This window comes from Acinetobacter sp. AOR34_HL (assembly GCF_027854795.1).
Lineage (GTDB): Bacteria > Pseudomonadota > Gammaproteobacteria > Pseudomonadales > Moraxellaceae > Acinetobacter > Acinetobacter junii.
In genome coordinates, this window is the sequence record NZ_JAKTID010000064.1 from 1 (window position 1) to 10107 (window position 10107).

Consider the following 10107-nt stretch of genomic DNA (forward strand, 5'->3'; position numbering starts at 1 on the left):
TAAATTCTGGGGTGTATCGTTGTCCACTCATAATGTTCTCTCCTATGCAAAAAGAATAGACGAAATTTGTCTAGGAGAGTGGTGGCAGTCCAAAGTTCCAATGAGGCTGTATATAAATGCGGCACCAGTACCAATTCCAATTAAGGTCCACATATTCGGACTACGATTTAAAACTGATTGCCAACATCTAACAAAAAATGGCCACCCTGCCCAAAAAACGATAGGTAATGTAAGAATGAGTTCAATCCAACTCTGTATCTTCATATCAAATAAATTCAGCTGATGCCCAAACATGGCTAAAAATACAACGATAAGAGTTAAAGGTAAGGTATACCAAAATCGTCTTTTAAAATCTTTTAGTTCAGGGTTTTCGTCAGCTTCATCCAGATTTGGAAGTAAAGGCTCTAAAGTCATACCACATTTAGGACAATTCCCAGGGTGATTTTGTTGAATTTCGGGATGCATCGGACAAGTGTAAATAGTAGAAGTATTCACATTTATCGGCTGATCAACCACAATTGAATTTATCCCAATCTCTTTTGGATTAGTCGCTTTTGCTAGTTTATTAATATAAAAAGCAGGATCATTCTTAAACTTTAACCAGCAATTTTCACTGCAAAAATAGAAAGTTTTACTGTCAACTTTTTCATAAAATTGAGATGTTTCTTTTACTGCCATGCCACAGACAGGATCAGTAAGTGTATTTTTATCTTCGTGATGATGATGGTCCATACAACCTCCTTCATATTTAATTTTAAAAGTAATAAATTGATTAAAACGTAAATAATTTCCTATTACTTGATCATTAGATAAGCGAAATTTTCTTTATAGTCAGTGTAGCACTTGTGACTTTTCAATTTTTAAAATGACAAAAATGTAATTTTGAAGTCATCGGAGTGTTTCTATCTTTCTTTGATAATAGGATTACAAAGTTGGTGACCAAGCTATCAATCAATGAATTTCATTCGGTCATTACTGGGCCCAAGATTAATTTAAAGAGGATGAAGAAATGAAAATTTTTCAAAATAAAATGTCTACTCTACGTAACGTACTCGTAGGCACGACTATGGTTGTAGCTACTTCAAGTGCATTCGCACATGTGAAACTTGAAAGTGCAACACCTGCTATTAATGCATCTGTAGCTAGCCAACCGAAAAATATAACTTTGAATTTTGGTGAAGAAGTTATGTTAATGAACGTCAAGTTGCTTGATGCACAACGTAAGGACATTCCTTTAAATTATAAAATAACTCATGATATGAAAAAATCATTTGACGTCGCTGCACCTAAACTAAAAAAAGGAAAATATACAGTCGTGTGGACCACAATGGGAGCGGATGGCCACAACATGAATGGCGAATATAATTTCACCATTAAATCAGCAAAATAAAAATCAAGTGCTAATAGCAACATGCCAGCGAACTGCTGGCATGTTGCTATTACGATGGAGAAAATTATGATTCCTGAATCTTGGATGTATGCATCATGGCTTGTTAAAGTCATTTTATATTTAGGTATTGCATTTGTTGTTGGTGGTACTTTCTCCTACTTCTTACTTGGACGTTATGTAGAAATAAAGGAAACTATTCTGAAATACATAACTCTTGGCACAGCATTAGGACTAATTTCCAGTATTCTAGGATTCTTCCTTCTCATCGGAAGTTTTGCCAATACTGGACTATCTGGTATGTGGGATACTAACTATATAAATCTAGTAATTAACACTCCAATTGGCCATACCCATATCATACGATCAGTGGGTTTTCTGCTTTTATTTTTATTTATGCTCGTGAAATTAAGCAGAAGAACTAATCAGTTTTCTAAAGTTGAAGGGTTAATCTTTACCATCTTACTCTTACCTATTGTTTTTAGTTTTTCCCAATTAGGTCATGTCACGAATTTACCCTTATTCGCTCAAGCTTTATTATCAATACATGTACTTGTAATATCCTTATGGATGGGATCACTTTATCCTTTATGGAAAACAAGCAAAAAAATTAATGGCTTACCACTCAAAGAACGTATGCATCTATTTGGGCAAATAGCGGCCTTTATTGTAGGAATACTCATCGCTTGTGGTCTTAGCATTACTTTATTACTTTTTAAAGATTTTAATACTCTAATCAATACACCTTATGGGCATGGATTTATTATTAAAATTGTATTTGTCCTAAGTATTTTATTGTTAGCCGCTTTTAACAAATGGTATTTCACACCTCGCTTACAAGACCCGAAATTTGCGAAACAATTGGGCTATGCCATTTTATTTGAAATGTCGTTAGGTCTATTAATTCTTTTAGCCACTGGTTATATCACCACCGTAGTCGGTATTGAGTAAAAAAAGGATCATGCTATGACTTCAAGGATGAAGTACAATTTATTATTTCCCATTTTTGAATCAATGCCTAATGAGCTGTTAATGAGAAGATTGCGATTTACTCAGGCTGATTTAAAGCGATCAAACTGACGTTCCCTCTTCTTCAGTAATATCCTGTAAATGAGATAGAATAAATAATCAGCAAAATTCAGTAGGTCGCATGGATGAACTCAGCCAGTACAGCATCGGTTTTAGCAGAAGCCGTATTGAATACCGCGGATTTACTCGGTCTTAGCCAAACCCAACTGGCTACTGTGATGGGTCTCGATCGCGCATCAATAAACACACTCGAATTCTCAGCTGTATTTGAACCCGCATCTGCACATGGTGAAACTGGATTATTACTGATTCGCCTTTATCAAAGCTTATCAACACTCACTGGCGATGATTCTGAATGGATTGATTATTTTATGAATGCATTCAATACCGCAACTGATGGTGTCCCCATTCAGCAAATTCAGAACAGAAAAGGCTTAGAGAAAGTCTTAACAGTAGTTGAAGCCCTAAACAATCATTAATTTATTTAACTCATTCTTTTAGCGAATCAGCTTCAATTTGCTTGATTAGAAATTCTGATCATTATTTTCATCACTTCCGTTAAAAACACAGCAAAGATTAAAATTTGTGCTCAACACATCGCCATAAACATGATTCACAATCAAATTCCTAGCCGTCAGAAATTTAAAATATCTCCAGCAGAATCAATCAATTAATTAATGTTAAGATATGTAAAAAGATCCAATCACAGCGTTGACAGCTCAAGCGATACCCAGTTAAGCTAATTGAACACAGCAAAATCTGTGTACAGGCGTGAGAACCTGTTATATTCTACAAGCGCAAAACAATGTCGCTTATGCGGCTATTTTTTTGTCTACTGTTTAGCAGTCGTTATGGCAGCTTGACAGGGCAGCTTTATGCTGGCCGTACCTTGTAGAACGGTATTCTCACCCCTGTTTTGCTGCCACCATTACCGTGAGAAGTAATGGGGGTAAGTATTAAACTTATCTACAAGGAAACGACTATGAACGCAATTCTTCATGGTGCAAACTCTTGCACACCTAAACAACAAGCTGGTCAACTGATTGTTGAACTTGGCAAAACTATTTCAAATCCTCAACGTCAAACACTCGCCAATCTTTATATTGCTGTTGATACAGCAAACTCCCTGCTCAACGAACTTGAACAAGCACATCAAATCATTCGTGAATGCATGCATGAAATGACTGATGAACAAATTCTTGAAGTTGCAAAGCTCAATCAAAATAACAATCTCTCCTCTTTATGGGCATTTCGTACACATCAGCGTCACAAGATGATTGAACGTGCACAGCGTGTATTGGGAATCCGTTCTATTTAGGTCACTTAATTAATTATGTATTTTTAGCTTGCTACTGTGCACTGTATTAATCGACTGCATTATTATCGAATAAGCAGAAATAATGTTGAATGCAATCAGTGACAGCAGCAACGCTAAAGATAATAGACTTGTGAATATTAAAAGTTATTGTTTAAAACTCAGCACCAAAATCATTTGGTTTTGGTTGTTTAGATTCAACTTGTAATTGACTTTGAATGTTATATTGCTGTCCCAGCATTGCTGCAATTAAGTGCATCATCAGACTGACAATTTCTTCAACGAGTTTTGCAAGTTGCAGTATTGTTGCTGTAAGCTCTGCTGAATGCTCTCGATCGAATTGGTATTGCTGTTGCACTGTTGCTGCATGCTCTTGATCTGCATCTGCTTGTTCTCTAAGTCGACGCATATTTTGTTTAAATTGCTCATACTCTGAATACAATTCAACATCATCTCGTTTAAGTCTTTGATTTGTTTTTGCTGTTGCAATTGCAACTGTTTCAAATTCGACTCTTGCTTCTCCAGCACGTCGAAGCGCTTGATCCAATTTGTCGTTAAGTGCTCTAGTCTGCTGATCTGTGTAGCGAATGACATGCTCTGTTCTTGAAGTTGGTGCTCTTTCTGATGCTGTAACTGCTGCTGTTGTTCTAACTGTTCTAATTTTTCCTGCCTCGATTGTAACTCTTTGATCATCAATCCAATATTCTGAAATAAACTGATCTCGGTGTGGCTCAATTCTGACGGACTGCTGAAGCCTAAGATTTTCAAGATCTTGTTCATGTCGTCTCTGTTGCTCTGCTCGTAATGCTCGATCACGCTGAGCCTTTTTTTCATCTTCTCGACGTTTTCTTGCAAGTCTTGCATAGTACTCAGCGATGATGGCATCAAAGCTAAACTCATTTGTTCGAGTAAATCCAAAATCATCTGTTGTGTGTCGCTGCCGTTGTGATGTTGAATAATCGTATGTTGCTGTTCTTTCATAACTTATTTCTCCACGAAACAAGGAAATGTCAGATGAATATTCGGTTCTGTCGGATGGACTTTCTTTTTGCTCAAATTCAGAGTATTGCAATCGATCCATTTCGAGGAGGTGATCGCTCGGTATCGAGTGCCGTCTTCGTCCGTCAAGATTTCGGTCTCGTTTTTGGTTAAGATCGGCTGTGTGAGATAGTAGTTGGAGGGCAATATTACTAAAATATTCAGTAACCCCATTCCAAGCAACATCAAAATAAATGTTTTCAGAATTAATTTCGGGTTGTAAGTGATCGACTGAGTTAATGCTTGATCTACTTGCTGCTGCAACTGATTCTTCTGATCTTCTAATAACAGTGTGATACTTTGGGTATTGTCCTGAATTTGGGCTTTGATCAGATTCTGATTGTCTTTGATCGTATGTTGCAATTGGGCTTTGCTCTGCTGAAGATGCTTTTGCATGATCTGATCGATTTCGTTGAGATGTGAAGACAGCGTCATTTGAATATTGCTGATATTCTGCTTCAACTCTGCTCGATATGATTTCAATCCTCTGATTAAAATCTGAGTCTCGTTTTTCTGATGTTGTAGCAGATGCATAACGTTGTCTGTTGTAAGCTGCTCTTGCCTGTCTAGCTCCTTGCAAAGTTTTTTCTGCTCTATCTCGAAGTTTTGCACCAGGCATTCGAGTATTTTTTGAAATCTGATTAACTGTTCGCTGCTCATCGTTTCCACGTTCGCTATCTGCTTTTCGAACTTGCTCAAAAGCTTTGATACGTTCTCGAAATGGTTCTGAGCATTTTCTGATGTCAAATTGTCTTTCATATATTCCTCCTTGAAAATAAATAGGTTTTTTCCCGAAAGTTGGAATTAAGCTAAACTGATTTTCTCGAATTTTGGCAACTTCGCTAGCAAGTTTGTTTGTGAGTACAAATTGCATAAAGTCATCACGGTTATGTACTAAAATTTCAGAGAAGAGAAATTCATTTTGATTTGTTTCTAATTGTTTTAACGAAATGGACAAGAGTCCAACATATAAATTTTCAATGAATGTTTTATAGTTTCCTCTATTCTTTTCAACTTTTTTCAGCGCAGATTGTAAATACAGCTCATAGCCTTTTTTTGTAAATCTTGCACGGTCAGGATCCTTCGGATCTGCCCACCCATATTCGGAATTAAGCTTGTCTTGCAAAGTATGAAAATGCTTTTGAAACAAACCTGGAGGGGCTATATTCATTGCTTTTCCTGACCTGAGTTCAAGCCGTGGCACAAGGATATGGATATGCTTTGACCCATTTGGTTCGTGATGCAACACAGCCGTCATGTGATATTGATCAGGTTCAAGACCACTGAAAGCTAATGCTTCGAACTGTTTTAAGACATCTTTTATTTCAATATCAGTCGGTTGATCTTCTTCAGCAAAAGCAATCACGGCAGATGTATATTTATGTTTGAAAGGAGAACTATCTGCAATTTTTGCAAAGATATGAGGGTCCCCACTCAACACTTCAACGTGCGGACGGACAATATTCATGTGATCCTTTTCGTCGAGCACATAACTTGCTGCACGTGCTGCACTGCCCGTTCCATGCCTCAACATCTTAATCAACATGATCTGCCCTCCCGTTTAAAAATATAAATGGAAATAAAAAGTCAATTTTTTAGATGGTCATTAGAAAGGTCAGCGTCTGAAGTTGATTCAAGTTCACCTTCTCCAACGACTTGCATTTGTCGCAATAAATCAGCGAGATATTTTTGTTCAATATGCTGGTGTCGGCGCTGAACTGTCTTATCAGAACGATGCAGTGACGGAGGACAAGGAAGCGGATAAAGCTGATAGATTTTTTTTAAATAGTCTTCGACAAGTAGGTACGTTCGAAGTAAGTCGACTGGTTTTCCGATTTTGTTGCTAATGTGAATTGCACGGGTAATCTGATTGAGATTATTGCCAATTTTTGCAAGTTGGAATGCAATGCTTTCGCTATCTTCTTGCGTCCTGTGATTTGACTCTTTTTTCTTCGCTACAACATGCGATTCACGAATTGAAGATCGATCAACATTCAAATTATTTTGAATATAACAACTCACGCTAAATCGAATAAAATCACTTACAGTTTTATTTAATAGACTTGCTGAATCTCTAATTATCTCTAATTCATCATCATTTAAACGCAATTCAAGTCGACTTACTCTTCTTGATTTTTTAATAACATTAGCAACAACCATAATACACCTAAAAACCGTCAATCTATTTTTAAACTATAATAAATTTTAAAATAATAAAAGTGTTTTTTGATAGGAATTTTAAAATAATTTATATGTAGAATAAATAGTTACTCTAAAAATTTAAAACAAACACATTATTAAAAGTAGCGGTTTGGCTGCAAGCCAACCAGATTCCGTTCGTACACAATTACAACTTTAGTTGTGATTTTGTACGGACAGGGTACTCTGGCTCAACCGATTATTTTCATATTTTATGTACTTTGGACTATTAAGTGATATATTAAATATCACAAAGACTAAACACGTTCTAATTTTCAAATAAAAATAAGATCATGATCTATAGAAGATATACACCAAGAGGAATTTTAAATTTATTCTATAATTAAAACATATGCTTAACTAAAAACAACACCTAAGTTTAAAGTTTATTCTCTTAAATTAAATTAGATTAAATATTTAATCTAATCATTAAATAAATAATAGTTTTCATAAGAAAAATATTAAAATGATCAACATCAAAAACTCATAAACCCCAACTAAAACAAAAAAGCAATTAAGAAATCAAAACCCAACCACAAAAAAAACAAAAGTAGTAAACCGAAGAAAATACTAAAGATTAATTACTGTTATAATAGATAAAAATTAATTAAAAAAATAAACCTATTTCTTGATCTTTTATACACAAATCATTTTTACACAAATAAAACATGGTAGCTTTCAATGTATAGAAACTTGTTTTAATCTTCAGATCCTAATTAACAACATGAGGATTTTAAGACAACAGGCTTTCTTCAACTGCATTAAAAACTGAAGAGGTCAAAATGATAAAAAATCTTTATCTAATAAAATTAATTATTAGATATAAAAAACTGGAGCAAGACTTTCAAATAAAAATGCGGAGGTTCAACAATGAGTAAATATTTTGAACTGCTGGATTGGGTCACCGCAGAAAAGTTTTGTGAATTGACGGGTGAACAGATCACGAACCTAAAGAATCTTAGGCCTCACTGGGAGGAAGGAAAAGTCTGGGTGAAAGTGTCTGATCGAAAAATTCTATATAGTTTGAAAGGTTATAACGCATGGGTCGAACAAGCAGCTCAGGTCTACCAAAAGGCACAAGAGCAAGATCGGGAAAAATACAGATTAACTTTAAATGGAACGACAAGCGCGAGTGGTTCACCCTCGACCTCATCGATACCCCAACCAACTTCATTAAGGCGGCTAAGATTAGAGAAGATTTTGTAAACAAGGCTAAATACGGGATATTAAAAATCGAGGATATCGAAGCTGTCACCGCCAAGCCCATCAAAAAAGCTGACGCTGCGCAAAAAACATTGCCAGCGTCAAATACTCCGACATTTGCTCACTATGCCCAAGAATACCTTTATAACCTTTCAGATCATAAGCAAGGCACCAAGAAAAAATATCTATCAATTTTGGAAAGGCTCTGGATGCCATTATTCGAAGATATGCTGATTAATACGATCACCAGTCAAATGTTGCGTACAGCCGTCAATGGACGTGAATGGTCATCGGCTAAAACTCGAAATGATGCTTTGATTCCATTACGTGGCGTATTCGAATTAGCTTGTGATGATGAGGTGATTGATAAGAATCCATGTGACCGATTGAAAAATCAGAAAACTCAGGAGGATGAACCTGATCCATTTAATGAAATGGAAAAGGAAATAATACTGAACTGGTTAAAAGAGAAATATATTGCAGACTACCCAATTGTGTATTGGTATTTTGTGGTGGCATTCTGGACAGGTTGCCGTCCATCAGAAATTATCGCACTCACTTGGCAGGATGTAGATTTTTTAAATAAGCAGATTTACATCAATAAAGGTCGTGTGAACGGCGTTCAGCAAGAAACCACTAAAACAAATAAAGCTAGATTTGTAGATTTAAATGATTTTGCTTTCGAGGCATTTCAACAACTCAGATTACTAACCTACCTCAAATATGAGCACGTATTTATCTGTGATGAGACAGGTAAGGAATTTACTACGCAAAAATCATTGAGCGAGAAGTTTGTAGCCTCACTGAAAGCAAATGGCATACGCTACCGCCCTGCCTATAACACTCGTCATACTTATGCGACTGTATGCTTAATGAATGGACTTAATCCAGTCTATGTGGCTTCACAGCTGGGTCATAGTTTGGTGATGCTCATGAAGCGTTATGCGAAGTGGATTAACTCGGATAAGAACAAAGAAGAGATCGCTAAAATTTCAAATAGTGCCAAAATTGTGCCAAAGGAAAAGGGAATCAAACTATGTATTTGATTCCCTTTCAGATATTTGGCGGAAGCGGTGTCCGTCTAACAATAGTCCAAAGCAATCCAATCCAATATTATAAAAATATATTTTTCAATAATTTACAGTTTAATCCATCCAACTTCGTCTTGTCTATTCCAATCATTTCCAGTATTTTATGTGGGGTAGGTTGAGGGGTAACCAAAGATCATGCCAAAGAAATCTAAAGAGCTATCAGCACTCAGTGTAGCAAAAATTAAAACAACTGGTCGACACTCTGTAGGTGGTGTCGATGGCTTATGCTTGAATGTCGAAGGCAATTCTCGTGTTTGGATTTTACGTGCTGTTGTTGGCAAACGTCTCGATAGAGATGGAAAGTTAAAACCTCATCGCCGTGATATTGGTCTTGGTCCCTACCCTGAAGTTTCATTAGCTGAAGCCCGAGCTAAAGCAACTGAATTAAGATTACAAATACGAAATGGCATTGATCCAATTGCACATAAGCAGAAACAGCTTGAAAAATTGCATAGCCAAAAACTTCGTGACAAAACATTCATGGAGTGTGCGGAAGTTGTTATTGCCAATAAAACCCGTGAACTCAAAAATCAAAAGCATATTGGGCAATGGTCATCCACATTAGAAACCTATATCTATCCAACTTTAGGTAATCTCACCATTGGCACAATTACCAAAGTTGATATTGCAGAAGCTCTTAAACCAATTTGGATCGAAAAAAATGAAACAGCCAAACGTATTCGTGGTCGCATAGAAACTATTTTTGATTATGCTAAGGCTATGGGATATTTTGAGGGTACTAACCCTGCTGAATGGAAAGGTAATCTTGAGCCAATCTTAGGCAACTTAAAACAGGAATCGCGCCCTCATCCATCCCTGCCTTATGAACAAGTCGCTGAGTTTAT

Annotated in this window: 8 protein-coding genes and 1 pseudogene; 6 read left to right on the forward strand and 3 right to left on the reverse strand. The window is 36.3% G+C overall.

Annotated features, from left to right (window positions below):
- Positions 1 to 90 precede the first annotated feature (90 nt).
- Positions 91 to 732: pseudogene (locus MKL32_RS10840) on the reverse strand (heavy metal-binding domain-containing protein); the annotation flags it as partial.
- Positions 733 to 1009: 277 nt separating this feature from the next.
- Between MKL32_RS10840 and MKL32_RS10845 the strand changes: the two are divergent.
- The 4 genes from MKL32_RS10845 (at position 1010) to MKL32_RS10860 (ending at position 3734) form a co-directional block, all read left to right on the forward strand.
- Complete coding sequence (locus MKL32_RS10845) at positions 1010 to 1390, forward strand: copper resistance CopC family protein (RefSeq protein ID WP_002058523.1); 381 nt, start codon at positions 1010 to 1012, stop codon at positions 1388 to 1390.
- Between the two features lie 66 nt (positions 1391 to 1456).
- Positions 1457 to 2338: a copper resistance D family protein gene (locus tag MKL32_RS10850; RefSeq protein WP_270900533.1), complete on the forward strand. Its 882-nt coding sequence runs from the start codon at positions 1457 to 1459 to the stop codon at positions 2336 to 2338.
- 203 nt (positions 2339 to 2541) lie between these two features.
- Complete coding sequence (locus MKL32_RS10855; RefSeq protein ID WP_004959375.1) at positions 2542 to 2895, forward strand: antitoxin Xre-like helix-turn-helix domain-containing protein; 354 nt, start codon at positions 2542 to 2544, stop codon at positions 2893 to 2895.
- 503 nt (positions 2896 to 3398) lie between these two features.
- Positions 3399 to 3734: a hypothetical protein gene (locus tag MKL32_RS10860; RefSeq protein WP_125269159.1), complete on the forward strand. Its 336-nt coding sequence runs from the start codon at positions 3399 to 3401 to the stop codon at positions 3732 to 3734.
- 151 nt (positions 3735 to 3885) lie between these two features.
- On the opposite strand, the gene MKL32_RS10865 is transcribed toward MKL32_RS10860, so the two are convergent.
- On the reverse strand, positions 3886 to 6315 hold the full coding sequence (locus MKL32_RS10865) for a relaxase/mobilization nuclease domain-containing protein (protein ID WP_270900534.1): 2430 nt from the start codon (positions 6313 to 6315) through the stop codon (positions 3886 to 3888).
- 41 nt (positions 6316 to 6356) lie between these two features.
- Positions 6357 to 6929, reverse strand: coding sequence for a plasmid mobilization relaxosome protein MobC (mobC, locus tag MKL32_RS10870; RefSeq protein WP_086223014.1), 573 nt, complete (start codon positions 6927 to 6929; stop codon positions 6357 to 6359).
- A gap of 1079 nt (positions 6930 to 8008) precedes the next feature.
- Between mobC and MKL32_RS10875 the strand changes: the two genes are divergently transcribed.
- Together MKL32_RS10875 and MKL32_RS10880 are read left to right on the forward strand one after the other, a co-directional pair.
- The gene (locus tag MKL32_RS10875; protein ID WP_126132649.1) at positions 8009 to 9217 is read left to right on the forward strand and encodes a site-specific integrase; all 1209 of its coding nucleotides are present in this window, start codon (positions 8009 to 8011) and stop codon (positions 9215 to 9217) included.
- A gap of 180 nt (positions 9218 to 9397) precedes the next feature.
- Positions 9398 to 10107 (forward strand): tyrosine-type recombinase/integrase (locus tag MKL32_RS10880; RefSeq protein WP_270900535.1); only part of this gene is annotated, 710 nt, incomplete at its 3' end.

What these genes read in the sequence shown, in the direction of transcription:
- MKL32_RS10845 (WP_002058523.1), top strand. Translation starts at nt 1,010, where the DNA reads ATGAAAATTTTTCAAAATAAAATGTCTACTCTACGTAACGTACTCGTA.
- MKL32_RS10850 (WP_270900533.1), top strand. Translation starts at nt 1,457, where the DNA reads ATGATTCCTGAATCTTGGATGTATGCATCATGGCTTGTTAAAGTCATT.
- MKL32_RS10855 (WP_004959375.1), top strand. Translation starts at nt 2,542, where the DNA reads ATGAACTCAGCCAGTACAGCATCGGTTTTAGCAGAAGCCGTATTGAAT.
- MKL32_RS10860 (WP_125269159.1), top strand. Translation starts at nt 3,399, where the DNA reads ATGAACGCAATTCTTCATGGTGCAAACTCTTGCACACCTAAACAACAA.
- MKL32_RS10865 (WP_270900534.1), bottom strand. Translation starts at nt 6,315, where the DNA reads ATGTTGATTAAGATGTTGAGGCATGGAACGGGCAGTGCAGCACGTGCA.
- mobC (WP_086223014.1), bottom strand. Translation starts at nt 6,929, where the DNA reads ATGGTTGTTGCTAATGTTATTAAAAAATCAAGAAGAGTAAGTCGACTT.
- MKL32_RS10875 (WP_126132649.1), top strand. Translation starts at nt 8,009, where the DNA reads ATGGGTCGAACAAGCAGCTCAGGTCTACCAAAAGGCACAAGAGCAAGA.